Here is a 23896-nt window from a genome sequence, read left to right as displayed (position 1 = left end):
ACCTTATTTATTTCCACCAACCTTTCCCGGCCCTGTACTGAAAGCCCCAATCCTGGAAGATCTGTATCAGCTCAGGATCATTACTGTCTGTATACGCCCAGATGTTGCCGCCTTTGCTTCGCAGGTCAGCGATGTCAATTCCTCTGGATTCGCCCAGTACACGAAGCTTGTACGGTTCGAAACTACCGTACTTGGAGCTGAGCGTGGAGGGTGCCGGTTTCGAAGAGACGGCAGCGCGTATGGGGTGGCGTAGGGTGGAGTCTGGAAGAATCTGGAAGCTCTCTCGCAGGATCGATTCGAACCTGTCTTCCCAGCGGCTCCAGCCGTGGATGCCATCTTGGTGTCGTAGCGGCGTAAGTACACTTTGGGTTTTATTCTTCAACGAGTTTTGGGCTTGACTGGCGACACAAAGCGGTTGATGTGGATTAAAGATAAAGGGAAGTGCATCTGCTCTATACATATACAGCGCGTTCCCCATAGAGCCGAATTCCACCGCAACCAAATTCCCTAACGTCATGATGAATGCGTTGTTTGCGCTGTTGGTGTCCTTTAGGTTCGTGTACAAGCCTTTCATCTTTTCCAACAAAGCGATGAAATCGCGGCTGCGGGAGTTCAATGCCTGAGACCCCAGAGCAAATTGCACGTTGGTCATAGACTTCACATAGCGCAGCCAAAAGTTGGCTCGTCGACGGTCTCCGACGCCGTCTTCAGCAAGTTTGGTGAAGAATGCCTCGATGAACTCACCTCGGAGCCATTCTGCAACCATTTCTCTGGCCTTCGGCGTGACGCCTCCCCATTGAGCCGCAGTGGAGGGAAGCCACGGATTTCCCCACCATCTCACGGATACATCTCGTAGTTGCTCGTGGATGGCGGGCGAACGGGCTTGTGCGTATGTGTCAAGAATACGTATCAAGCCATAGTTTCGTACTTTGATTCCATACTGAGCCAAGTTGACCAGCATGGTAAGAAGACTGGGGACCAGGTCTTTGAATTCTCCGTACGGTAAAGAAACGGCATGGCGAACTTGAGAACGAATCAGTTCATTGATGAACCAAGAGTCATCCGTAATGCCTAGCTGCTCTCGGATACGATCGATAGTGGCTGTTTCCCCAGAAAGGGCCGACTCAGCATAGGGCGAGCACGGGTCTTGTGAGAATAGATTCTTGTTTTCAGTAGCGGTGGTGACCCAGTCCGGGTTGAGCCGCTCGGCATCGATAATTTTCGGAGACCTGTCGTGTAGATAGTCCCGTAGATCTCGCCAGTTCCGTCGCCCTTCTTTCGGCGCGACTCTCCCCTTGGAATCATCATAGCTGAAGTAACTGCGAACCAGACCTTGGTAGCAACGGCGGAACCAGCGAGGTTCGTCAACCCATTGCTCAACGCCCGTATCGCTGCTCAGGACAGCCTGGAATCTTTCTCGGTCCTCCATGATGCAGGGTCCATTTGGGCGGCTGGGCAAACACATTCCGAAGGAAACAAGCCGGGCGTCTTTCAGATTGTCGAAGCGAGGAGCGTCCCAAAAGCGGCGTACAGCTTGCGCCTGAAGGTCTTCAGGTTCATGCGGACTTGAGCCTGCCTGTACATGTTGCTGTAGCGCTGCTATGTGCTTATCAAGATTGCCATCTGTCATTGTCAGATTTGTGCCGATGTCGATGCTACTATGTAGCTTGCTCGCTAGGACTCGAAGGGCCTCGTTCATCGTAAAGCGCACTCCCCGAAATTGTCGCCGATATCGACAGGAGGAGGGCTACGTTTTTCATCAATGCCAAGGAACTCAAGGCGCATCTCAACTCGCCGACTTTCTTCGTCGTTTTCCTTTGCAGCATTGAAGGAGTACCCCCCCACAAAAAACAGATTTCGGACATCAGCTTTCTGCGAGTCATCCAACAAGTTTGGCCCGGTGGAGGCAAACATCGTGCACAACACCTTCTGACTTCGCTGTAGGCTTAGATTGAGGTTGGCCAGATAGGAACCTCGTTTGTCGGTGTAGCCTTCAATGACGATTCGCTTAAGGATGCTTTTCCCAAGGTCATCATTGGCTAATTTAATGATTTCAGGAACAAATTTACGCAACACCTCTTCCTGTTGCGCAGTTAGTCGCCAATCACCGAAAGCAAAACGTGCTCGCTGTCCGAAGTCAATGACCTGACGGTCTTTGTGAACGGAGATACCGTCATATCGCTTCGCAGCATCTTCAAAACGCTGAAGGATAAGTTCGATGTTCTTTTCATGTTGAGCTTCTTTCTTCTCTTTTTCGCTGACAGTGCGAGTGACCGCCAGTAGTGCGACCCCCATAACCACCAAGAATAGGACCATGAGTGCGCTCATCAGGTCGGCAAAAGAAATCCAAAAAGGTTTCTCAGCCTCCTCTCGTCCTCCTCGTTTTACAACGACTCGCGCTCCAATCATGGTCTATCGCCTATTCGGAGCGGCGATAGTGCCGAGGCTGCTCTCGAGCTCTTGAACAGCTGTCGAGAGAAGGCCAACTGCGGAGCCGAGTTTTTCGTGGAAATCGTAATTGACCTTCGACAGGGTCGAAAGTACAGCTTCTCTAAAGGACACTGAAGATTGCTCCAAAACCTGGTTAACTCCATCCAGGTACTCGTCTGCGGCCTTCTGGGCGGTACCAAGTTTGGTTGTCGAGATTTCAATGCGTTGTAACGCATCGGCGGTGATACTGGCCTCTTTTCGAGCTAGATCAACCATTTCACGTACTTCCTTCATAAGGCCGGCCAATGCCTCTCGTTGTGCGCGATAGTCTCGAAGCGCTTCTTGTAGGGATATTGAGCCTGCGGAGAGTGAACCGGAAGCTTCGGTCAGTTTGTCGCTGATAGTAGTAGCTTGTGTAATAACCTCAGTGACGCGCTCACCTGCCGTAGCAAATGACGACGCGGCTGTTCCGAGACGTTCCGCCCCCGCATTCATTTTGTCGACTGAGGAAGCCGTAGCCGATGAGAGCGCCGCGACGCTCTGCGTCATAGCCTGGGTCGCTGCGCTGATTTCCTGTATGGCAGCTTCAACACTACCGGACATCTGGCTCACGGCACTGGACGCGCGGTCCGACACCGCCTGCTCACGGGCTCGATTCTCCGCAAAGACCTGGGCCTGAGATTCGCCTAGAGTTCTCAGGATGGTCGTCATCTGTTGTCCAATAGTTTCCAATGTACCTTGGAGCTTTTGCTGGGTCTGCGATTGGGAGCTCTCTACCAGCCTACGGATCTGGTCTACGAACTCTTGGGTCTGAGCATTGATGCTGGCTTGCCTTTCTTCCATCGCCTGAATCGACGAAGCCATCTTTGCAGCCATCTCATCAGTGGCACGCTTGCCGCTATCCTCGAGCTTCCCGAGCAGAATGTTTAGAGAGGTAACGGCGTCTTGCATACTTTGTGCCGTCTGCTTGTTCAGCTCATTGATTCCATTGATTTGGCCGCCAAAAAGATCGTTTAGTCGCTGGCTAAAATGAACCATGACATCATTGAGCATGTCGATGGCCGCTTTGCTCTGGTCTCCAGAGGCGCTTTTCACCGAAGCTGCGATTTCATCCAGAGGAGCCTTTAGACTCTTCTCAATACTGGTAGAAATGACCCCGCCAAGAGACTGGTTGCTTTCTCTTGCCGCCATTAGTTGCTGATCGTGAAGGGCCTTTCCGGCTTCGATTTGCGATTGGGTCAGTTCTCGCAAGACATTTTTTAAGTCACTGACGAGAGCGTCCTTCAGAATCTTTGCCTGACTGGCGGATGCCTCGGATGCATCGACCAACCGGGATAGGTACTCTTCGCCAGCGCCCGCTTCGAAATGTGAATCGATGGTGTTGGAAATATCTTCAGTCTTGCGATATAGGGATGCCACTAGAAACTTTTCTAAAATAGTGAAGATCATTGCCAATGCGATGGCACATCCAGAGATGAGAAAGGCATGCCCCACCGAGTGCATGAGTGATTCAAGACTTTGGCGCACTGCTACGGCATCTTCACTGACCTGGAACTGTCCCAAGCCCTCAATGATACCCCCAAAAGTGCCGATAATGCCGAGTCCGGTAAAAATGCCTGGCAGGTGCTTGAAGAATTCAACCCCCAGGTAACTGTCGACAACACACTGGTTGTTGAAGAACGTTTCCGCAGGGATGGTGGAGCGTATGGCAGATACATGTCGCTGTCCGTCTTGGTCTTCATGTTGGGCATGCAGCGTTTCCCTGTATTGTTTCCACAAATGGCGAAGGCGTTTCGAGGGAAAGATGTCCTGTATTGTGTCCAGACTAGCCTTGGCGTTAACAGTGCGCAGCTTCTTTAGCACGCTGCCTAAGTGAACCCAGTACCACACTCCTCGGAGGAAGAAGAAAATGAATGGGAGCGTGAGCACTCCTAAAATATATGGAATATAGGACGCAATCAGCCGCAGACCTTCAATTGCCCAAATTCCAAATTTGACCATGAACTCTTCAATCACGTTGTCTATGCTCCGACGATTGTCTCTTTTTTAGGAAGTTAGTCTTATCGTTTTTTATGAAGCATCTTGTGTTCATAGAAAAACATAAATGTTATATGAGGTTACAGCAGAGTATGGAACTCTGAACACTCTCTTACAGTACAACGGTTTGCAGGAGGTTACAACTTCCGCGGCAGTGTTCTCCAGCCCTGTTGAGCGCGAAGATTATCTTTGGATGTTGGCATTTTCAATGCAATGCAGCTATACGGATATTTAAATGGGCTGCATTGTTATCTTTTATACTATTTCTAAATATCGCTTATGATGTCAGAGTTACCCCTGAAGCATTGTATGACCGCATACTCCTTTTATTCGCTCGCAAAATAACTATTCATCCACCCCACTTTCTAACCATAATTTCTATATCATTTCATAATCTTTTAATTCGTAGATAATTTTCAAAAATCAAACGGACTAACAGCCTTCTCCCTATTCGCATCCAGAAAATCCGCCCACCATTGCAGCATTAGCTTACGCTCCTCCAGATGCTCCGCCTTGTGGATATACGCTGCCCGGACGCCGTTACGCTCCTGATGGCTCATCTGCCGTTCTACCGCATCCTTCGACCACAACCCCGACTCAATCAACGAGCTACAAGCCATGGTACGGAAGCCATGACCGCAGATTTCCGTTTTGGTGTCATAGCCCATATTTTGCAGCGCCTTGTTTACCGAGCCCTCACTGACAGGTATACGAGATGAATGATCGCCAATGAAAACCAACTCACAATGACCACTCACCTTTCGAATCTTTTTAAGGATTTCCAATGCCTGACGGTTTAGCGGAACAAGGTGTGGCGTATGCATTTTTGAACCGCGTTCAGAAAATTTCACGCTGGGAATCGGTTTACGTTCAGGGGGAATCGTCCACATGGCATTCTCGAAATCGATTTCAGGCCAGCGGGCAAAGCGTAGTTCACTGGAGCGGATAAAAAGCAGCAGCGAAAGATTAATAACCAGTTTGGTAAACTCACGCCCTTTATATCCATCAATCTTCGCCAGAAGCTCAGAAAGAAGATTAAGCGGCAGGGCTGGTCGATGCATGACTTTGCCGGAGATCACTGCGCCAGCCATGTCCTGCGCCGGATTATAATCAATTAGGCCATTTTGTACCGCATAGGTCATGATCGCCGTGACACGCTGCTTCAGGCGCGTGGCAACCTCCAGCCGTCTCGAACGTTCTACCGTTTTAATCGGCGGTAACAGATCTTTTGTCCTCAGATCAGTAATAGGTCTTTTGCCAATATAAGGAAAGATATGTTCAACTAATCCCTTCAGAATGCGTTCACTATGCAGTTCCGACCATTTTTTGCTATCGGAGTGCCAAGCTCAGGCTACCGCTTCGAACGTTTTGGCTTCGTCCTGTAGCTCGGCCTGTACCTCTTTCTTGTGTATGCGCGGGTCAATACCAGCAGCAACCAGCTTTCTCGACTCATCGCGTTTCAGACGCGCGTCTGAAAGGGAAACTTCGGGATAGACGCTTAGGGCCATCAGATTTTGCTTACCAGCAAAACGAAATCGCAGTCGCCAGTATTTGGAACCATTGGGATGAACCAGCAAAAACATGCCGTCACCATCCGTCAGTGAATATTCTTTTTCTTCTGGTTTTGCAGAACGCACTTTTATATCTATCAGGGCCATTATCAATGTCCTCGCATGTGCTTGTGGTGAGAATTGAGTATATAAGACATCATAACGCCAAAATATATACTCACCAGTATGTTGATGTGGGTTGAATTAGGTTGACGTTGGGAGAGTAAGAACAGAAGGAAAAGCCTGTAAATCCATGGACTTCAGATAAAAAAATAGACGTCAGTTGACGTCTATTGATTTAATGTTGGTACCGAGGACGGGACTTGAACCCGTAAGCCCAATCGGGCACTACCACCTCAAGGTAGCGTGTCTACCAATTCCACCACCTCGGCATCCGAAATCTTTCAATTACTTGGGAATGTCACTTGCAGGCGCAGCCGGTGCCGCTGGCGTAGCAGGCTGTTCAACCTGAGCAGGTTGGCCCAGATTATCCCACTCACTGCCGCTCTTGCTCTGATGTGAACTCATGTTCCCTAAGACCAGGCTGAGGACGAAAAACAGCGTCGCCAACACAGCGGTCATGCGTGTCATAAAGTTACCGGAACCGCTCGAACCGAACAACGTTGCCGATGCCCCTGCTCCGAACGAGGCACCCATATCAGCACCTTTACCTTGTTGCAGCATGATCAGACCAACCAGGCCTAACGCAACCAACAGGAAAATGACTAAAAGAGCTTCGTACATGATAGTACCCGTAACTGTTTCCCCATCAACAGATGAGGAGGCTAAATTCTCGCGGCAAACCGCACACATCTCGCTCAACGGACAGCGTATGTCCCTGGTAGAGCGGGTCTGAATACTAACCAAACGCACTGGGCGACGCAAGTGTATTTTAGAAAGATCAATGCGATTGCGGAAAAAAACGGCTAAACACATCAGCGGGTGCTGAGGGTGTCTCCGTTATGGTCCACAAAGACAACCCGGCACCCGAGAAATTAATGCGCGGCCTTCACGACATCCGCAATCTGATTGGCAAGGCTGATAACCAGTGCTTCATCTTCCCCTTCTACCATGACGCGAATCAGGGGCTCGGTACCAGACTTACGCAGCAGTACGCGACCACGTCCCGCCAGCGTTTTCTCCACCTCCAGCACAACGTTTTTCACGGCATCACTTTCCAGCGGATCATTACTGCCGGTGAAGCGCACGTTGACCAACACCTGCGGGAACAATTTCATGCCGCTACAGAGGTCGTGCAGCGACATATGGTTGCGCACCATCGCCGTCAGCACCTGAAGACCAGCAATAATGCCGTCGCCCGTGGTAGTCTTATCCAGCAGAATAACGTGCCCGGAGTTCTCTGCGCCGATGCGCCAGCCCTTCTCCTGCATTTTTTCCAGCACGTAACGATCGCCCACTTTGGCGCGAGCAAACGGAATACCCAATTGCTTCAATGCCAACTCCAGGCCCATGTTACTCATCAGGGTGCCTACCGCGCCACCGCGCAGTTGCCCTTGACGCAACCCTTCACGCGCAATGATATAGAGGATCTGATCGCCATCGACCTTATTGCCTTCGTGATCCACCATGATCAACCGATCGCCGTCGCCGTCGAACGCCAGGCCGACATCCGCCTTCTCCGCCAGCACGCGGGCTTGAAGCTGACGAACATCCGTTGCACCGCAGGATTCGTTGATATTCATGCCGTCAGGCTCACAGCCAATGGCAATCACTTTTGCGCCCAGCTCACGCAACACGCTCGGGGCAATGTGGTAGGTGGCGCCATTGGCACAATCCACCACGATTTTTAATCCACTCAGGCTCAGTTCGTTCGGGAACGTGCTCTTACAAAACTCAATATAGCGCCCGGCCGCATCCACAATGCGATTCGCTTTGCCCAACTCAGCCGATTCCACGCAGGTCAGCGGTTTATCCAGTTCCGCTTCGATGGCCTCTTCCACCTCATCCGGCAGCTTTGTGCCATCGATGGAGAAAAACTTGATGCCGTTGTCGTAGTAGGGGTTGTGTGATGCAGAGATAACGATGCCCGCTTCAGCGCGGAAGGTGCGCGTCAGATACGCCACGGCGGGTGTCGGCATCGGGCCGGTAAATGAGGCCGATAAACCGGCGGCGGCAAGCCCGGCTTCCAGCGCCGACTCCAGCATATAGCCAGAAATGCGAGTATCTTTGCCGATAATGATTTTGCGCGAACCGTGGCTCGCCAGCACTTTCCCGGCTGCCCAACCGAGTTTTAACACGAAATCCGGGGTGATGGGCGTCTCGCCCACTTTGCCACGCACACCATCCGTACCAAAATATTTGCGGTTACTCATTCGTTATTATTCCTTCTCTGCCAACGTGGCTTCGACAACTCGCATTGCGTCCACTGTCGCTTTTACATCGTGTACGCGAATAATATGCGCGCCCTGCATGGCAGCAATGACCGCACAGGCGACGCTACCATGTACGCGCTGGAGCGGAGGAACATTGAGCAGTTGTCCCACCATGGATTTTCTCGACATCCCGACCAGCAGCGGTAAACCAAAATGATGCAACTCCTGCAAATGCGCCAGGAGGCGGTAATTATGCGATAAATTCTTACCGAAACCGAATCCGGGATCCAGCAGCAGGCGATCTTTTTCAATGCCAACCTCGGCGCAACGTGCGATCTGCTGTTGGAAGTAGGTGTTCACGTCGGCCACCACATCGTCATAATGCGGATTATGCTGCATGGTTTTCGGCTGGCCTTGCATATGCATCAGGCAAATCGGCAGTCCGGTTGCCGCCGCAGCGTCCAGCGCTCCCGGTTCCTGCAATGACCGAATATCGTTAATCAGATGCGCACCGGCCTGCGCCGCAGCGGTAATCACCTCGGGTTTGGACGTGTCAACCGAGAGCCAGGCATCAAAGCGTGCCGCCAAGGCTTCAACCACCGGGATAACGCGATCCAGCTCTTCCTGCACGCTGACATCCACCGCGCCAGGGCGGGTCGATTCGCCACCGATATCAATCAGCGTGGCTCCCGCGTTTACCATCTCTTGCGCATGGCGTATAGCTTCATCACGCGAGACATATTTGCCACCGTCGGAAAATGAATCCGGCGTAACGTTGAGAATTCCCATCACCTGAGGATGAGTGAGATCCAGAATGGCATCACGGGCAATTAGTTTCATCACCTTCTTCCTTTAACAACCGGGTTATCAATAAAGAAAAACCCCGGCAAGCCGGGGTTTTAAAAGAAGTGGTCAACAGCGCTATGACCGGATAACACTATCACATAACGCCGCTATACCCGCCATACTTCAAGTTGCAGGTGTGTTGGCTGCACTTCTCGCTTATCAGCTTGGCTGTGCTGCGGTCGGCGTACCGCCACCATTGCCCGGTTCGTTGCTGCTGGCCGATGCATTTTCCCATCCCGCAGGCGGGCGCACGTCACGGCGTGACATCAGGTCATCAATTTGCGGCGCATCGATAGTTTCGTACTTCATCAACGCATCCTTCATCGAATGCAGCACATCCATATTCGCCATCAACAGTTCACGCGCCCGCACGTAGTTACGCTCAACCAGCAATTTGACTTCCTGATCGATAATGCGCGCCGTTTCGTCAGACATGTGTTTTGCCTTGGCAACAGAACGGCCCAGAAACACTTCGCCATCTTCTTCTGCGTACAGCAACGGCCCCAGTTTTTCTGAGAAGCCCCACTGTGTCACCATGTTACGCGCAATAGACGTTGCCACTTTGATGTCATTCGAGGCACCGGTAGAGACCTTTTCTACACCATAAATAATCTCTTCCGCCAGACGACCACCGTACAGCGTAGAAATTTGGCTCTCCAGCTTCTGACGGCTGGCGCTGATCGCGTCGCCTTCCGGCAAGAAGAAGGTCACACCCAGCGCGCGACCGCGCGGAATAATGGTGACTTTGTGCACCGGATCGTGCTCCGGCACCAGACGACCAATAATCGCATGGCCCGCTTCGTGATAAGCGGTAGACTCTTTCTGCGCTTCCGTCATGACCATAGAGCGGCGTTCAGCACCCATCATGATCTTGTCTTTGGCTTTCTCGAACTCCACCATGGATACCACGCGTTTATTACCGCGTGCAGCGAACAATGCCGCTTCGTTCACCAGGTTTGCCAGATCGGCACCGGAGAAGCCCGGCGTACCGCGCGCAATCACTGATGCATCCATATCCGTCGCCAAAGGAACACGGCGCATGTGCACTTTCAGAATCTGTTCACGGCCACGAACGTCCGGCAGACCAACCACCACCTGACGGTCAAAACGGCCCGGACGCAGCAATGCAGGGTCAAGCACGTCAGGACGGTTGGTTGCGGCAATCACGATAATACCTTCGTTGCCTTCAAAACCATCCATCTCAACCAGCATCTGGTTCAGGGTTTGTTCACGTTCATCATGACCACCGCCCAGACCCGCACCACGTTGGCGGCCTACGGCATCGATTTCATCGATGAAGATGATGCAAGGTGCTGCCTTTTTCGCCTGCTCGAACATGTCACGCACACGAGATGCACCGACACCCACGAACATTTCAACAAAGTCAGAACCGGAAATGGTGAAGAATGGCACCTTAGCTTCGCCAGCAATCGCCTTGGCAAGCAGGGTTTTACCCGTTCCCGGCGGCCCTACCATCAGGATGCCTTTCGGAATTTTACCGCCCAGCTTCTGGAAGCGGCTCGGTTCACGCAGGTATTCCACCAGTTCGCTCACTTCTTCTTTGGCTTCATCACAGCCAGCGACGTCAGCAAACGTGGTTTTAATTTGATCTTCGGTCAGCATGCGCGCTTTGCTTTTGCCAAAGGACATGGCGCCTTTACCGCCACCGCCTTGCATTTGACGCATGAAGAAAATCCAGACGCCAATCAGCAACAGCATCGGGAACCAGGAGATAAAGATCGATGCCAGCAGGCTCGGCTCTTCCGGCGGTTCACCAACCACTTTCACATTCTTGGTCAGCAGGTTATCCAGTAGCTTGGGATCGTTAACAGGAATGAAGGTGGTGTAGCGGTTGCCATCTTTTCTTGTAACGTTAATCTCACGCCCGTTAATACGTGTTTCACGGACCTGCTCCTGATTCACCTCAGTCAAGAAGGTAGAATAGTCCACCCGGCGGCCATTTGACTCGCTGGGCCCAAAGCTCTGGAATACGGACATCAGCACCACTGCGATGACGAGCCAGAGAATCAGGTTTTTAGCCATGTCACTCAATGGATTAACCTCATATTACAACTGTGTTAAAAAACAGCGTTAGGGTACTACAGTTTACGCCCTGTCGCTACAATGTACACTTCACGAGAACGAGCACGCGAAGCATCAGGCTTACGAATCTTCACTGTTGTGAACAGGGAGCGAATTTGTCGCAGGTATTCATCAAAGCCATCTCCCTGAAAGACCTTCACCAGAAAACTTCCGCCCGGTGCCAGAACATCCCGACACATTTCCAACGCCAACTCAACCAGATACATGGCTCTTGGAATATCCACGGCGGGGGTCCCACTCATGTTGGGTGCCATGTCTGACATCACAACCTGAACTTTATTATCCCCTACCCGCTCCATCAAGGCGCCAAGCACTAATTCATCACGAAAATCGCCTTGAAGGAAATCGACACCAACGATGGGATCCATTGGTAAAATATCGCACGCGATGATCCTGCCCGCATTGCCGATCTGCGTCACCACGTATTGAGACCATCCACCAGGCGCAGCGCCCAGATCTACCACCGTCATGCCCGGTTTAAACAGTTTGTCAGTGCGCTGTATTTCATCCAGTTTAAACCAAGCGCGCGAGCGTAGCCCTTTTTTCTGCGCCTGCTGTACATATTTATCGCTAAAGTGTTCCTGCAACCAGCGACTGGAGCTTGCAGAACGCTTTTTATTTGCCATCGGCTTTCCAACTCTTCGTTATGTACAATCAACTTGTTATGTACAACCCACTTGCCATTAACCATCAACGTGTCATTTACCACCGGTATGGTTCAACACCGACGCCGCTAAAGATCGGCCCATCAACGTCACCAAATTGGTTATAATGGTGAGATGGCGGTAGAATGACCCGTTTTCAATCCCAACCTAAGTAAAAAAGACACATGAATCTAAGCAACAAACAAAAACAGCACCTGAAAGGCTTGGCTCACCCGCTAAAACCGGTGGTTATGCTGGGTAATAATGGCCTTACCGAAGGTGTTCTGGCTGAAATTGAACAATCGCTAGAACATCATGAGCTGATCAAAGTTAAAATTGCAACTGAAGATCGGGATACTAAGGCATTGATTGTTGAAGCCATTATCCGCGAAACCGGTGCCTGCAACGTTCAGGTTATCGGCCATACGCTGGTGCTGTATCGCCCGTCAAAAGAACGTAAAATTGTGTTACCCAAGTAACCAACTATATCACCGTGTTTCACATTTAACGAAAAGGTGCCATGCCCGTTCGTTAGAGAAAAGGCCGCATGCGGCCTTTTGCTTTTCTTTACACAATTTGCCGATTTAATCGGCGAAATTACAGATAGGCGACCTTCAGGATCTCATATTCGACCAGACCGCCGGGCGTTCTGATGGTCACGACATCATCCTGCTCTTTGCCAATCAGCCCACGGGCAATCGGTGAATTCACAGAAATCAGGTTTTGTTTGAAATCCGCTTCATCATCACCCACGATGCGATAGGTCTGTTCTTCTTCCGTATCCAGGTTCATCACGGACACCGTTGAACCAAAAATGACGCGCCCATTGGCTGGCATTTTCGTCACATCAATCACTTGCGCATTGGACAACTTGGCTTCGATTTCCTGAATGCGACCTTCGCAAAAGCCCTGCTGCTCGCGCGCCGCATGGTATTCAGCATTCTCTTTCAGATCGCCGTGTTCGCGGGCATCAGCAATCGCCGCAATGATTTCCGGACGGCGAGTGCCTTTCAAGAATTCTAGCTCTTCACGTAGTTTTTCTGCACCACGCAATGTCATCGGAAATTGTTTCATATCTTCAAACCTCTAAGAAACTTGTAAGACGTTCATTATCGTCATCCTGACGCTTCAACGAACGATGCGACAGACGGTCGGTATGCCAGCGCTCCCTGGCGATAAACAAAAGTAACCTGACCCGGAACAAGGTTTCAGGTCAGGAACGATTTTGCATTTTGATACGTATTTTAACCCAGAGTTCCATAAGGGTCATCGTTTACTTTAGACCGCATTGCGCCGTAGTATGACCCCACGTTACCCTGTTGTAAGCTGAGATTATGCGTTTTTTATCGACTTTTTCCGGACTTGCCTGCGCGGTTATGCTACAGAGTTCTGTACTACCGGCTCACGCAGCAAGCATTAACGATCACATTCAATACCTGCCGGATGGCGCTAATTTGGCGTTTTTGGCGCAAAAAGTAGGTGCCAGTAGTCCCGCAGTGGCTTACAACAGCGAACAAATGGCATTACCCGCCAGTACCCAAAAAGTGTTGACGGCGTTAGCCGCTTTGCTACAGCTAGGTCCAGATTACCGTTTCGTCACCACGCTGGAAAGTCATGGCGCAGTAAGTGGTGGAAAATTGAACGGTAATTTGGTGGTACGCTTTAGCGGCGACCCTACGCTGAAGCGCCAGCAGATCCGTAATATGATCGCCGAATTGAAAAAACGCGGCGTACAAAGCATCTCTGGCGACGTGATCATCGATACCTCGGTGTTCTCCAGCCACGACAAAGCTCCCGGCTGGCCGTGGAACGACATGACACAGTGCTTTAGCGCACCGCCGGGCGCTGCCATTGTCGATCGCAACTGTTTCTCCGTCTCCCTCTACAGCGCCCCTAAAGCGGGTGACAACGCGTTTATTCGCGTTGCCTCCTACTACCCGGTCCAGATGTTCAGCGAAGTGCGTACGTTAGCCAAGGGCGCTTCTGACGCGCAATATTGCGAACTGGACGTGGTGCCGGGCGAATTAAACCGTTTCACACTGACCGGCTGTCTGATGCAACGCGCCGAACCGCTGCCGCTGGCGTTTGCGATTCAGGATGGTGCCAGCTACGCCGGTGCCATCGTTAAAGATGAGCTGTTACAAGCGGATATCCGTATCACCGGCAGCTTACGTCGCCAAACGCTGTCAACCCCTGCGGGCACCGTGCTGGCTCAGACGCAATCCGCCCCGCTGCATGACCTTCTCACCATCATGCTGAAAAAATCAGACAACATGATCGCAGATACGGTTTTTCGCACTATCGGGCACGAGCGCTTTAGCGTGCCAGGCACCTGGCGCGCCGGAGCCGATGCGGTGCGTCAGGTGCTGCGGCAAAAAGCGGGCGTCAATCTGGACAACAGCATTGTGGTTGATGGCTCTGGCCTGTCGCGCCATAACCTGATTTCACCCGCCACCATGATGCAGGCGCTGCAATACATTGCTCAGCACGATAACGAATTGAAGTTCATCGAGATGCTGCCTCTGGCGGGTTACAACGGCACCTTACAATACCGTGCCGGGCTGCATGAAGCCGGTGTAGACGGCAAGGTTTCCGCGAAAACCGGTGCGCTGCAAGGGGTGTATAACCTCGCAGGCTTTATCACCACGGCCAGCGGCCAGCGCATGGCTTTCGTGCAATTCCTGTCGGGCTATGCGGTGCCGCCTGAAGATCAGCGTGCGCGCCGTGTGCCGCTGGCGCGCTTTGAAAGCCGTCTGTACAAAGATCTTTATCAGAGCAATTGAGGTAAAAAAAAGCACGATCCCCAAAAGGGATCGTGCCTGATGTCGTGCCAGCAACATCCTCCGTCACCGGAGGATCGTAGCCTGAGAATTATTTCTGGTAGATGATCTCGACGCCTTCGTCGTCATCTTCATCCCAGTCGTCATCCCACTCTTCTTCGGCTTCATTTTCCACCGCCGCCAGCTGTTCACGGTGATAATCATCCCACATGAACTCGACTTTTTCGGGCCCTTTCTCTTCGATAGCCATGGCTTTCGGCTGTGTTTCCAGGAAGTTCATCACATCCCAGCACAGTGCGTTGACGCCAGAACGGTTAGCAGCAGAGATCAGGTAGTATTTACCTTCCCAACCTAATGCTTCAGCAATCGCTTTAGCGCGCTGCTCTGCTTCCTCTTTCTCGATCAGATCGACCTTATTGAACACCAACCAGCGCGGTTTTTCTGCCAGAGAAGCACTGTATTGCTGCAACTCATTGACGATCACTTTGGCATTTTCCACCGGATCCGATTCATCGATCGGAGCAAGATCGATCAGGTGCAGCAGCACGCGGCAGCGTTCCAGATGTTTAAGAAAACGAATGCCCAGACCCGCCCCTTCGGAAGCGCCTTCGATCAGCCCAGGAATATCGGCCACGACGAAGCTTTTCTCGCTGTCCATACGCACTACGCCAAGACTCGGCACCAGTGTGGTGAAGGGATAATCCGCCACCTTGGGCTTAGCGGCAGACACCGCGCGAATAAACGTCGACTTGCCGGCATTCGGCAGCCCCAACATCCCAACATCCGCCAGCAGCAGCAATTCCAGCATCAGAGAACGCTCTTCACCTGCCGTACCGCTGGTTTTCTGACGCGGTGCGCGGTTGACCGACGATTTGAAACGGGTGTTACCCAGCCCGTGCCAGCCGCCTTTCGCCACCATCAAACGCTGCTCGTGGCGCGTCATATCACCCAGCACCTCTCCGGTACTTTCGTCCAGCACACGCGTACCAATCGGCACTTTGATGGTGATATCTTTACCACGTTTGCCGGTACAATCACGGCTTTGCCCGTTCTGACCGCGCTCGGCGCGATAAGATTTTTCAAAGCGAAAATCGATCAACGTATTCAGGCTTTCATCCGCCAACAGATAAACGTCACCGCCGTCGCCGCCGTCGCCGCCGTCCGGACCACCATTGGGGATATATTTTTCACGGCGGAAGCTCACACAGCCATTACCGCCGTCACCAGCCACCACCAGGATGGTAGCTTCATCTACAAACTTCATTTACTCTCTCCGCAACAACCTATAGAGATCACCATCATCAGACGCCATGCATCAGGACATTGTCGGTTCTCTTTGGCGTGATGCTTTCATGGCATGACGCGTGAATAACCGCCGCGCATCATGCAAAAAACGGAACGTAACAGAACCCACCTCGCAAGGGAGCGGCATTGTACCCGCTTCCCGCGTTGATTTCATCTGTATTAAAAATAAACAGCGCACACCACCTTCGATAGCATCAGGCTACCGCACGTTACTTTGGCACCGGTATGACAGTATCGCGTTTTCTTCCCGGAAAAAAACGGTGCCCAATCGCGGAAAACATCGCCCCGGAGACCACCACAAACGCCCCGATATAACCCACAAGATTTAACGCCGGTGTAGCAAAATAGAGCGGCCACAGGATTGACAGCAGATCAGAAAACAGCAGCGTAAACAGTGGTGTCAGCGTAATAATCGCGCTCACCTGCGCCGCCTGCCAGCGCGCCATCGCCTCGGCCAATGCCCCATAGCCAATCAGGGTATTCACACCGCAGAAAAGCAGGCAAATCAACTGCCAGCGGGTAAGCTGAAAAATCGCCTCAGGGTGCGCCCACGGCGTAATCCCCAGCCCACACAGGACATACAGCAGCAGCAAGATCTGTTGTGACGACAAGCGGCGTAGTAATACTTTTTGCGCCACGCCGTAGCTCACCCACACCGCAGCGGCCCCCATTCCCAATAACACACCGAGGGTGTAATCCGTCAGTCGAGTAAAAATTTCAATCAGACTGGCATTGAAGAACAGCAGCATACCGCACAGCAACATCGCAACACCGATAATCTGCGTGCCGCGCATTTTTTCTTTCAGAACAAGCACGCTGGCGAACATCATTCCCACCGGGGAAAGCTGCCCAATCACTTGCGATGTGGTCGGGCTTAAAAACTTGAGTGAGGAGCTGAACAGCACAAAGTTACCCAGCAATCCGCCAGTGGCAATCAACAACAGCACCCACCAGCGCCGATGGCGAAAAAGACGCAGCGGCGGCAGTTGACCACGTGAGAAAAGAATGATCCCCAGCCCTATCGAGGCAATAAAAAACCGATACCACACCACAGTATAGGGCTCCATGACAACAAGCACCTGCTTCATGGCAATGGGCAATGCACCCCAGCATACTGCCGCCGTCAAGGCCAGGCTCAGCCCGATGCCAGCCTGCTGTTTCGTCTGCATGGTTCTCTCAGTGTGTTGCGGGTGGTGAAGGGATATGGAAATGTAAAAAGCCCCGCAATAAATTGCGGGGCTTTATATCTGTCAGACCTGACGCGAAAAATTACTCAGCAACGATGCTGATAAATTTACGGTTTTTCGGGCCTTTAACTTCGAACTGGACTTTACCGTCAGCCAAAGCAAACAGAGTGTGGTCTTTGCCGCAACCTACGTTAGTGCCCGCGTGGAATTTAGTACCACGTTGACGAACGATGATGTTGCCAGCCAGAACGCTTTCACCGCCGAAACGTTTTACGCCCAGACGTTGTGCGTTGGAATCGCGGCCGTTACGAGTCGAGCCGCCAGCTTTTTTGTGTGCCATTTAATCCGCTCTCCTAAGTCTTAAGCGCTGATGCCAGTAATTTTCACGTCAGTGAACCACTGACGGTGGCCCGCTTGCTTACGGTAGTGTTTACGGCGACGGAATTTAACAATCGTTACTTTCTCACCGCGACCATGGGCAACCACTTCTGCCTTGATCTTGCCACCATCGACGAAAGGAACGCCGATTTTGATTTCTTCACCATCAGCAACCATCAGAATCTGGTCAAATTCAACAACTTCACCAGTTGCGATGTCCAGCTTTTCCAAGCGAACGGTTTGACCTTCGCTTACTCGGTGTTGTTTGCCACCACTTTGGAAAACTGCGTACATATAAAACTCCGCTTTCCGCGTACTCATATTGAGTATTCGAGCACGCTATAAATATTCACAATAGGGCGCGAATTCTACGCAAAAAACCTACCGATGACAAGTGCAGATTCGAGAGAATTGAAGAAAAAGAGTACAGGTTCTTCACAGCCATTTATCTGTGTCATTTTTCAAGTACAATCAGTCCACAATAACCATCGAAGCCGGTATAGAACCGACCCTAACCACGGCGTACAGAAAAAGCACTGGCACAGATATGAATCTAGAACAGATCACAGCATTAGCTGCCCATGATATGAACGACGTCAATGGCGTTATTCTGGCACAACTCAATTCCGATGTTGTACTTATCAACCAGATTGGCAATTACATTATCGGTGGTGGCGGGAAGCGTATTCGTCCCATGATAGCCGTACTGGCCGCCCGCGCGCTGGCTTATCAAGGTGATAAACATGTCACGGTCGCCGCACTGATTGAATTTATCCACACCGCCACGCTGCTGCATGACGATGTGGTGGATGAATCGGATATGCGTCGTGGCAAGGAAACGGCCAATGCCGCCTTCGGCAATGCGGCCAGTGTACTGGTTGGGGATTTCATCTATACGCGCGCGTTCCAGATGATGACCAGCCTGGGCTCGCTGCGCGTGCTGGCGCTGATGTCTGAAGCGGTCAACGTCATCGCTGAAGGAGAAGTGCTGCAACTGATGAACTGTAACGATCCGGATATCACCGAAGAGAGTTACCTGCGTGTCATCTACAGTAAGACGGCGCGCCTGTTCGAAGCCGCAGCGCAGGCCTCCGGGATCTTGGCAGGCGCCACCGACGAGCAGGAAAAAGCGTTACAGGAATATGGGCGTTTTCTCGGTACGGCATTCCAACTGATTGACGATCTGCTGGATTACAGTGCCGACGGTAAAACCTTAGGCAAAAATACCGGTGACGACCTGAACGAAGGCAAACCGACCCTGCCGCTGTTACACGCTATGCGTAACGGTAATAGTGAGCAATGTGCGATGATCCGCAAGGCGATCGAGGAGGGCAATGGTCGCCATCTGCTGGAACCCGTGCTTGCCGCCATGCAGCAGTGCGGCTCGCTGGAATACACCCGGCAGCGTGCAGAGCAAGAGGCGGATAAAGCGATTTCCGCGCTTCAAGCGCTGCCGCCGACCCCTTTCCGTGAGGCACTGGTAGGTCTGGCACATATTGCCGTTCAACGCGATTATTAATGCGTCCGTGCGCTATGTTGTCGCTGCGTTGGGATCGCTCGCGATCTCGAGGCGTGACAACATGGCAATCGCCCCTTCACGCAGCACAAAATCGATCAACGCCTCCTGTTCACTGACGGAGAGTTTTTCAAATATCTGAATCCAGGAAGCCAACAGCGGCTTGGCAAGCGTCGTATAGGTCGGCGGTGACATTTCCGTCATTTCACGAATCTGGAGCCGTTTGCGCACTTCCTGCGGTAAACTCTCTCGCGCATATTCAACGGCTCGCCCTTGCACCCCTTTTCGTTTACGTTTTTCCCAGCCCTCTTCTCTGGCGCGTTTGTTAAGGCCCTGTCTCGATTTTGGCAAACCTGCAATGCCCAGTAGCTCCTGGGGCGTCAACCATGCTTTTTCCATTCGCAACATCCTCCATAAACGGCATTAACGCACGCCAAGGTGATGGCCGATGATCCATACCATCACCTTGGTTTCCAATAATGAAAATATAAACAACAATTCATTTCCTAATAACAAGTAATCGTTACCGATTAAATTAGCGATTAGGTGTTATATATTGGACTAAAACGCACACTAACGTTGAAACGGGAACTGAACAAAGAAGGGAAAAAAGTGGCAGGTCAGCGGGGCGTGCACCATCCGCAAAAGAGGGCATCCGTACAGGTTCAGACAGCGGATGGATCACCAGGGGCTGCATCAACTGACGATGAAATCCGCAACTGAGACAACACAGAGGCCATACCGTGGCGCAAGATATGCGCGACCAGCGCTTCTCTTTCTTGCTCAGAGCACTGTTGATAGATCTGAATCCAGACAGCCAGCATATCGGCCTGGCGCACTGCGTAGGATGAAGGGGTTTCTTGCAGTGAAAGCGAATGCTGCACCGGTTCTGGCAGGCTATAAAGGGAATATTCAACGCCGCGCCCTTGAACGCCTTTATGAGGGCGCTTTTCCCAACCGTCTTCGCGAGCGCGTTTGTTTACGCCTTGCCGTGTTTTAGGCAATCCCGCCATCCCCAGCAATTCAGCAGTGGTGAACCACTCTTTTTTCATAGCCTTTCATCCTGATAGTGCGATGCATTACAAAATTTAATTTATTAGGAAAAACGTTAAGGAAATTATTGGAAATATCATGTTATATTTTTTCCTAATTCCGTTCACGCATTCCATGCGTTTAACTGACGAGCGTTATTTATACCACCAATGGACCATTATCTTGTAGCAAGAAGGAAAGATTATGAGCGCAAGGAAACACGACTGGCACCCTGCCGATATCATTGCCGCACTCCGTAAAAAAGGCACCACGCTGGCGGCGGTCTCACGAGAAGCGGGGTTAAGCTCTTCCACCCTGGCCAATGCGATATCACGCCCCTGGCCCAAGGGTGAATGGCTCATCGCCGAGGCAATCAACATTCACCCTGCTGAAATCTGGCCCAGCCGTTACTACGATCCGAAAACTAACATGCTGATTGATAGGAAAAAACTTATCCGACGTGACGATCCTGACCCAAAACCCTGATACAAAAAAGCCGGAGCACCTTCTCTCCGGCTTATTGCGATCTGGTTTAGACACCAATTAACCGCGTGCTGAGCCACTCACAAAGGATTCGCCCAATTCGATATCCTGTTTCAGGGTGCCCAGCATGTTATCCAGAGCCTGTTTTTCAAACGGGCTCAGTGCGCCAATCGACTTACGTTCAACGATGCCGGATTTGCCCAGCAACAGCGGCTGTGCGAAGAAGCGGGCATGCTCGCCGTCACCTTCCACATAGGCACATTCCACCACGCCCTCGTCGCCTCGCAGAGCGCGTACCAGAGACAGCCCAAAACGCGCCGCCGCCTGGCCCATGGAGAGGGTTGCCGATCCGCCACCGGCCTTGGCTTCCACCACTTCCGTGCCCGCATTCTGGATACGCTTGGTCAGATCCGCCACTTCCTGCTCGCTGAATGTTACGCCAGGGATTTGCGACAACAGGGGCAGGATCGTCACCCCAGAGTGTCCACCAATCACCGGGACTTCAACCTCTTGCGGCAGTTTGCCTTTCAGTTCCGCCACAAAGGTGTTGGAGCGGATAATATCCAGCGTGGTTACGCCAAACAGCTTGTTCTTGTCGTACACACCGGCTTTTTTCAGTACGTCCGCGGCAATCGCCACCGTGGTGTTGACCGGGTTGGTAATGATACCAATGCAGGCTTTCGGGCTGGTGCGAGCGATCTGTTCAACCAGATTACGTACGATCCCCGCATTCACGTTGAACAGGTCGGAACGGTCCATGCCCGGCTTGCGAGCGACACCGGCCGAGATCAGAACGATATTCGCGCCGACCAGCGCAGGGGTAGCGTCTTCACCGCAAAAGCCTTTGATGGATACTGCTGTAGGGATATGGCTCAGATCAACGGCGACGCCCGGCGTTACCGGTGCAATGTCATAAAGAGATAATTCTGAACCTGAAGGAAGCTGGGTTTTGAGCAGGAGCGCGAGAGCCTGACCGATACCGCCTGCTGCTCCGAGAACTGCAACTTTCATCCTAAACTCCTTATTATCGTAAAAGTAAAAATGCCGTGAATTTGTGCAATAAACCACCAGACATAAATAAAATCAGGAGGTTTGAACGGCTTACCGAACGGATGCCGGCCATGCCGAGACCTCGCTATCAGGTCATGAAAAAGGAAAAACTATGTCGTTAATAATAAATCAAAATCTGCCGAGTGATTTGTAAGGTAAGTAAAGTTATAAGTAAGTGAGTAAATAATGCAGCGTGCATCACGTTCAGTACGATGGCGGCTACATTACACCGAACCGCAGCCAGTAAACAACCTCATTTTGATAACATTTCATTTACTTTTATGTGACTAAGCACGCATTTTTTTTCCATAGTTTACGTCATTTAAACATTTTAGCGCAGTTATCGTACTGAACCCTGCCGAGTCACTTCTTTAAGCGCCCATATTGCATAAAAATTCACCCAACTGCATAATGCACGCATCAACGATAACAACAAACGGTGCAGAATGCGTAACTCCACGAAACAGGAAGATTTGGTCAAAGCGTTCAAGGCGCTGTTAAAGGAAGAAAAGTTTAGTTCTCAAAGCGAGATCGTGTTGGCGTTACAAGACGACGGTTTTGAAAATATAAACCAATCAAAAGTATCGCGTATGCTGACTAAATTTGGCGCAGTGCGCACGCGCAATGCCAAAATGGAGATGGTCTATTGCCTGCCAGCGGAACTGGGTGTGCCCACCACCACCAGCCCGCTGAAAAATCTGGTGCTGGATGTCGATTATAATGATGCGGTTGTGGTTATTCACACCAGTCCGGGCGCTGCGCAATTGATCGCTCGGTTGCTGGATTCACTGGGGAAATCGGAAGGAATTCTGGGCACCATCGCCGGGGATGACACCATTTTCACCACGCCAGCGCGCGGCTTTAGCGTCAAACAGCTGTTCGACGCCATTTTGGCGCTGTTCGAACAGGAACTGTAGTGACCCGCGAGGGGTTGCTGACGCAGTGACCCACGCCAGATGAGGGTATCTGGCGTGGGTTGGGTCAAACGGCAGGCAACTCCGCCAATGGCCAACGAGGACGCACGCTCACGCCCAGTTCCTGACTTTCGTTGTGCAACAGCCTCACACTGCCCGCATAGGCAATCATCGCGCCATTATCGGTACAAAACTCAGGCCGCGCATAAAACACCGCCCCACCCCGTTTGGCCATGATCTCTGTCAGGCGAGCGCGCAGCGTACGGTTGGCACTGACCCCGCCCGCCATCACCAGACGTTTAAAACCGGTCTCATCCAACGCTCGGCGACATTTTATCGCCAACGTATCCACCACCGCGTCTTCAAACGCGCGCGCAATATCTGCACGGGTTTGATCATCGTTGCCATTAGCGCGAATGGTATTGGCGGCAAAGGTTTTCAAACCGGAAAAGCTAAAATCCAGCCCTTGTCTGTCGGTCATTGGGCGAGGAAAGGTAAAACGAGTGGCATCCCCACCCTGTGCCAGTTTGGACAACATCGGGCCTCCTGGGTAATCCAGTCCCAGCAGCTTTGCCGTTTTGTCGAAGGCTTCACCGGCAGCATCGTCAACAGATTCGCCCAGCAAACGGTATTCACCGATGCCCGTGACGCTGATGAGTTGCGTGTGGCCGCCAGAAACCAACAGCGCCACGAAAGGAAACGCCGGTGGATTCTCTTCCAGCATCGGGGCCAGCAAATGCCCTTCCATGTGGTGAACCGGAATGGCCGGCACACCCCAGGCAAACGCCAACGCGCGCCCAACCGTCGCGCCGACCAGCAATGCGCCCACCAGCCCGGGACCGGCGGTATAGGCCACGCCATCGATGTCCGATGCGGCCAGTCCTGCCTCTTTCAGGGCAGCCTGAATCAGGGGAACCGTTTTACGCACGTGATCGCGCGAGGCCAGTTCCGGCACGACACCGCCATAATCAGCATGTAGTTTTACCTGGCTATACAGTTGGTTAGCCAATAACCCGGCATCCGTGTCATAAATCGCCACCCCGGTTTCATCACAGGAGGTTTCAATACCCAATATGCGCATCGTTCTACCTAACATTCGTTGCCACGCAAGCCGACATCCACTTGCCACTTGCTTCATACAACAGATAGTCTACCATTAACGGTTTGGATTTTCTGCTCTGCGTGCGCGTTGGGTGTTTTATGATCGCCGCAATGCTTTACAAGCGCATCACGTTTGCAGTAGAATTCCGCACCATTTTGAAAAGGCTGGCACAAGGCCAGCACATACCGAATTATTAAGGTGAGAGG

The 23896-nt window shown here is 51.8% G+C and carries 22 protein-coding genes, 1 tRNA gene and 1 pseudogene; 5 read left to right on the top strand and 19 right to left on the bottom strand.

The window, feature by feature from the left end:
• Positions 1-7: 7 nt before the first annotated feature.
• The 10 genes and pseudogenes from J5069_RS11670 to rlmE all read right to left on the bottom strand — a co-directional run bounded on the left by J5069_RS11670 (position 8) and on the right by rlmE (position 11925).
• Positions 8-1699 (bottom strand): EH signature domain-containing protein, encoded by a 1692-nt coding sequence (locus tag J5069_RS11670; RefSeq protein WP_264644047.1) that lies wholly within the window; start codon positions 1697-1699, stop codon positions 8-10.
• Positions 1696-2409 (bottom strand): flagellar motor protein MotB, encoded by a 714-nt coding sequence (locus J5069_RS11665; RefSeq protein WP_264644046.1) that lies wholly within the window; start codon positions 2407-2409, stop codon positions 1696-1698. The genes J5069_RS11670 and J5069_RS11665 overlap by 4 nt, the downstream gene beginning before the upstream one ends.
• Before the next feature lie 3 nt (positions 2410-2412).
• Entirely contained in the window at positions 2413-4446 is a 2034-nt protein-coding gene (gene zorA, locus J5069_RS11660; protein WP_264644045.1) for an anti-phage ZorAB system protein ZorA, read from the bottom strand.
• Between the two features lie 437 nt (positions 4447-4883).
• Positions 4884-6125 (bottom strand): annotated as a pseudogene (locus tag J5069_RS11655) (tyrosine-type recombinase/integrase).
• A 197-nt stretch (positions 6126-6322) separates the two neighbouring features.
• Positions 6323-6409: transfer RNA gene (locus J5069_RS11650), tRNA-Leu, on the bottom strand.
• A gap of 16 nt (positions 6410-6425) precedes the next feature.
• The gene (gene secG / locus J5069_RS11645; RefSeq protein WP_264644044.1) at positions 6426-6761 is read right to left on the bottom strand and encodes a preprotein translocase subunit SecG; all 336 of its coding nucleotides are present in this window, start codon (positions 6759-6761) and stop codon (positions 6426-6428) included.
• 251 nt (positions 6762-7012) lie between these two features.
• Entirely contained in the window at positions 7013-8350 is a 1338-nt protein-coding gene (glmM, locus tag J5069_RS11640; RefSeq protein WP_264644043.1) for a phosphoglucosamine mutase, read from the bottom strand.
• Positions 8351-8356: 6 nt separating this feature from the next.
• Positions 8357-9190 carry a dihydropteroate synthase gene (folP, locus tag J5069_RS11635; protein ID WP_264644042.1) on the bottom strand — a complete coding sequence of 278 codons (834 nt, stop codon included), beginning with the start codon at positions 9188-9190 and terminating at the stop codon, positions 8357-8359.
• Between the two features lie 165 nt (positions 9191-9355).
• A complete protein-coding gene (gene ftsH, locus J5069_RS11630; protein ID WP_319801674.1) occupies positions 9356-11248 on the bottom strand; it encodes an ATP-dependent zinc metalloprotease FtsH in 1893 nt (630 codons plus the stop codon).
• 47 nt (positions 11249-11295) lie between these two features.
• Positions 11296-11925, bottom strand: coding sequence for a 23S rRNA (uridine(2552)-2'-O)-methyltransferase RlmE (rlmE, locus tag J5069_RS11625; RefSeq protein WP_222159517.1), 630 nt, complete (start codon positions 11923-11925; stop codon positions 11296-11298).
• 203 nt (positions 11926-12128) lie between these two features.
• On the opposite strand from rlmE, the gene yhbY reads away from it, so the two are divergent.
• On the top strand, positions 12129-12422 hold the full coding sequence (gene yhbY / locus J5069_RS11620) for a ribosome assembly RNA-binding protein YhbY (RefSeq protein ID WP_196906616.1): 294 nt from the start codon (positions 12129-12131) through the stop codon (positions 12420-12422).
• Between the two features lie 118 nt (positions 12423-12540).
• Here the strand turns inward: yhbY and greA are convergent, their stop codons facing one another.
• Positions 12541-13017: a transcription elongation factor GreA gene (gene greA, locus J5069_RS11615; protein WP_264644040.1), complete on the bottom strand. Its 477-nt coding sequence runs from the start codon at positions 13015-13017 to the stop codon at positions 12541-12543.
• 260 nt (positions 13018-13277) lie between these two features.
• Here greA and dacB point away from each other — a divergent pair, with 260 nt between their 5' ends.
• Positions 13278-14726: a serine-type D-Ala-D-Ala carboxypeptidase gene (gene dacB / locus J5069_RS11610; protein WP_264644039.1), complete on the top strand. Its 1449-nt coding sequence runs from the start codon at positions 13278-13280 to the stop codon at positions 14724-14726.
• A gap of 88 nt (positions 14727-14814) precedes the next feature.
• On the opposite strand, the gene cgtA is transcribed toward dacB, so the two are convergent.
• The 4 genes from cgtA to rplU all read right to left on the bottom strand — a co-directional run bounded on the left by cgtA (position 14815) and on the right by rplU (position 17887).
• A complete protein-coding gene (gene cgtA, locus J5069_RS11605; RefSeq protein WP_195312619.1) occupies positions 14815-15987 on the bottom strand; it encodes an Obg family GTPase CgtA in 1173 nt (390 codons plus the stop codon).
• Between the two features lie 250 nt (positions 15988-16237).
• The gene (locus tag J5069_RS11600) at positions 16238-17197 is read right to left on the bottom strand and encodes a DMT family transporter (protein WP_264644038.1); all 960 of its coding nucleotides are present in this window, start codon (positions 17195-17197) and stop codon (positions 16238-16240) included.
• Between the two features lie 100 nt (positions 17198-17297).
• A complete protein-coding gene (rpmA, locus tag J5069_RS11595; RefSeq protein ID WP_264644037.1) occupies positions 17298-17555 on the bottom strand; it encodes a 50S ribosomal protein L27 in 258 nt (85 codons plus the stop codon).
• A 20-nt stretch (positions 17556-17575) separates the two neighbouring features.
• Entirely contained in the window at positions 17576-17887 is a 312-nt protein-coding gene (rplU, locus tag J5069_RS11590) for a 50S ribosomal protein L21 (RefSeq protein ID WP_264644036.1), read from the bottom strand.
• A gap of 253 nt (positions 17888-18140) precedes the next feature.
• Between rplU and ispB the strand changes: the two genes are divergently transcribed.
• Positions 18141-19112 carry an octaprenyl diphosphate synthase gene (gene ispB, locus J5069_RS11585; protein ID WP_264644035.1) on the top strand — a complete coding sequence of 324 codons (972 nt, stop codon included), beginning with the start codon at positions 18141-18143 and terminating at the stop codon, positions 19110-19112.
• 12 nt (positions 19113-19124) lie between these two features.
• On the opposite strand, the gene J5069_RS11580 is transcribed toward ispB, so the two are convergent.
• Together J5069_RS11580 and J5069_RS11575 are read right to left on the bottom strand one after the other, a co-directional pair.
• Complete coding sequence (locus tag J5069_RS11580) at positions 19125-19508, bottom strand: DNA-binding protein (RefSeq protein ID WP_264644034.1); 384 nt, start codon at positions 19506-19508, stop codon at positions 19125-19127.
• A gap of 266 nt (positions 19509-19774) precedes the next feature.
• Positions 19775-20161: a DNA-binding protein gene (locus tag J5069_RS11575; protein WP_264644033.1), complete on the bottom strand. Its 387-nt coding sequence runs from the start codon at positions 20159-20161 to the stop codon at positions 19775-19777.
• Between the two features lie 184 nt (positions 20162-20345).
• Between J5069_RS11575 and J5069_RS11570 the strand changes: the two genes are divergently transcribed.
• Positions 20346-20627 carry a helix-turn-helix domain-containing protein gene (locus J5069_RS11570; RefSeq protein ID WP_264644032.1) on the top strand — a complete coding sequence of 94 codons (282 nt, stop codon included), beginning with the start codon at positions 20346-20348 and terminating at the stop codon, positions 20625-20627.
• Positions 20628-20684: 57 nt separating this feature from the next.
• On the opposite strand, the gene mdh is transcribed toward J5069_RS11570, so the two are convergent.
• Positions 20685-21635 carry a malate dehydrogenase gene (mdh, locus tag J5069_RS11565; RefSeq protein WP_264644031.1) on the bottom strand — a complete coding sequence of 317 codons (951 nt, stop codon included), beginning with the start codon at positions 21633-21635 and terminating at the stop codon, positions 20685-20687.
• A 485-nt stretch (positions 21636-22120) separates the two neighbouring features.
• Here mdh and argR point away from each other — a divergent pair, with 485 nt between their 5' ends.
• A complete protein-coding gene (argR, locus tag J5069_RS11560; protein ID WP_222159505.1) occupies positions 22121-22591 on the top strand; it encodes a transcriptional regulator ArgR in 471 nt (156 codons plus the stop codon).
• Between the two features lie 64 nt (positions 22592-22655).
• Here argR and tsaD read toward each other — a convergent pair whose 3' ends face one another.
• Positions 22656-23669 carry a tRNA (adenosine(37)-N6)-threonylcarbamoyltransferase complex transferase subunit TsaD gene (tsaD, locus tag J5069_RS11555; protein ID WP_264644030.1) on the bottom strand — a complete coding sequence of 338 codons (1014 nt, stop codon included), beginning with the start codon at positions 23667-23669 and terminating at the stop codon, positions 22656-22658.
• Positions 23670-23896: the final 227 nt, after the last annotated feature.

Origin of the sequence: Candidatus Symbiopectobacterium sp. NZEC127, assembly GCF_025962675.1 — a bacterium.
Lineage (GTDB): Bacteria > Pseudomonadota > Gammaproteobacteria > Enterobacterales > Enterobacteriaceae > Symbiopectobacterium.
This window is presented reverse-complemented; position numbering and strand designations above follow the sequence as displayed.

Bases quoted from the DNA above. Each gene is read 5' to 3' on its own strand.
- secG (WP_264644044.1), bottom strand. From the start codon at position 6,761: ATGTACGAAGCTCTTTTAGTCATTTTCCTGTTGGTTGCGTTAGGCCTG.
- dacB (WP_264644039.1), top strand. From the start codon at position 13,278: ATGCGTTTTTTATCGACTTTTTCCGGACTTGCCTGCGCGGTTATGCTA.
- rplU (WP_264644036.1), bottom strand. From the start codon at position 17,887: ATGTACGCAGTTTTCCAAAGTGGTGGCAAACAACACCGAGTAAGCGAA.
- J5069_RS11600 (WP_264644038.1), bottom strand. From the start codon at position 17,197: ATGCAGACGAAACAGCAGGCTGGCATCGGGCTGAGCCTGGCCTTGACG.
- mdh (WP_264644031.1), bottom strand. From the start codon at position 21,635: ATGAAAGTTGCAGTTCTCGGAGCAGCAGGCGGTATCGGTCAGGCTCTC.
- J5069_RS11670 (WP_264644047.1), bottom strand. From the start codon at position 1,699: ATGAACGAGGCCCTTCGAGTCCTAGCGAGCAAGCTACATAGTAGCATC.
- rpmA (WP_264644037.1), bottom strand. From the start codon at position 17,555: ATGGCACACAAAAAAGCTGGCGGCTCGACTCGTAACGGCCGCGATTCC.
- ispB (WP_264644035.1), top strand. From the start codon at position 18,141: ATGAATCTAGAACAGATCACAGCATTAGCTGCCCATGATATGAACGAC.
- J5069_RS11575 (WP_264644033.1), bottom strand. From the start codon at position 20,161: ATGAAAAAAGAGTGGTTCACCACTGCTGAATTGCTGGGGATGGCGGGA.
- folP (WP_264644042.1), bottom strand. From the start codon at position 9,190: ATGAAACTAATTGCCCGTGATGCCATTCTGGATCTCACTCATCCTCAG.
- yhbY (WP_196906616.1), top strand. From the start codon at position 12,129: ATGAATCTAAGCAACAAACAAAAACAGCACCTGAAAGGCTTGGCTCAC.
- glmM (WP_264644043.1), bottom strand. From the start codon at position 8,350: ATGAGTAACCGCAAATATTTTGGTACGGATGGTGTGCGTGGCAAAGTG.
- tsaD (WP_264644030.1), bottom strand. From the start codon at position 23,669: ATGCGCATATTGGGTATTGAAACCTCCTGTGATGAAACCGGGGTGGCG.
- rlmE (WP_222159517.1), bottom strand. From the start codon at position 11,925: ATGGCAAATAAAAAGCGTTCTGCAAGCTCCAGTCGCTGGTTGCAGGAA.
- argR (WP_222159505.1), top strand. From the start codon at position 22,121: ATGCGTAACTCCACGAAACAGGAAGATTTGGTCAAAGCGTTCAAGGCG.
- J5069_RS11570 (WP_264644032.1), top strand. From the start codon at position 20,346: ATGAGCGCAAGGAAACACGACTGGCACCCTGCCGATATCATTGCCGCA.
- cgtA (WP_195312619.1), bottom strand. From the start codon at position 15,987: ATGAAGTTTGTAGATGAAGCTACCATCCTGGTGGTGGCTGGTGACGGC.
- J5069_RS11580 (WP_264644034.1), bottom strand. From the start codon at position 19,508: ATGGAAAAAGCATGGTTGACGCCCCAGGAGCTACTGGGCATTGCAGGT.
- J5069_RS11665 (WP_264644046.1), bottom strand. From the start codon at position 2,409: ATGATTGGAGCGCGAGTCGTTGTAAAACGAGGAGGACGAGAGGAGGCT.
- greA (WP_264644040.1), bottom strand. From the start codon at position 13,017: ATGAAACAATTTCCGATGACATTGCGTGGTGCAGAAAAACTACGTGAA.